The organism is Chryseobacterium viscerum (assembly GCF_002899945.2).
In the GTDB taxonomy this organism is placed as follows: Bacteria; Bacteroidota; Bacteroidia; order Flavobacteriales; family Weeksellaceae; genus Chryseobacterium; species Chryseobacterium viscerum.
The window spans coordinates 1-454 of sequence record NZ_PPEG02000049.1; the positions used below are offsets into that span (position 1 = coordinate 1).

A 454-nucleotide genomic window follows, 5' to 3' on the forward strand; every position below is an offset into this window, starting at 1 on the left:
ATGCACGGCTGGGCGGCGGATAGCCGCGTTGCGGTTATGCGCCCTACGTGGTGGCTCTGCGCGGGGTACGGTGGGGCGTTGTCCGCCGATGCGTCGCTGGGGCGGCGCGCGGGGCTCAGATCACCTTGCCGTCGCGCAGCCTTTCCAGCGCGGTCGCGTCCAGGCCGAGGCGCGTCTCGAGGCCCTCGTCGGTGTGCTGGCCGAGGGTGGGCGGCGGGTTGCGGTATTCCACCGGTGTCTCGGACAGGCGGATCGGGCTGGCCACCTGCGGCACCGTCCCGGCCAGCGGGTGCGGTAGCTCCACGCGCAGGCCGCGGGCCTGCACCTGCGGGTCGGCGAACACCTGCGCCAGGTCGTTGATCGGCCCGCAGGGCACGCCGGCGCGCTCCAGGGAAAGAATCCACTCGGCGGTGGTGTGCAGCACCGTGGCCTGGCGGATCAGCGGGATCAGCAC

At 73.1% G+C, this 454-nt stretch carries 1 protein-coding gene; it reads right to left on the reverse strand.

Annotation, left to right across the window (positions count from 1 at the left end; all coding sequences use genetic code 11):
• Nucleotides 1-115: 115 nt before the first annotated feature.
• Nucleotides 116-454 (reverse strand): CoA transferase (locus C1634_RS25735; RefSeq protein ID WP_133248985.1); only part of this gene is annotated, 339 nt, incomplete at its 5' end.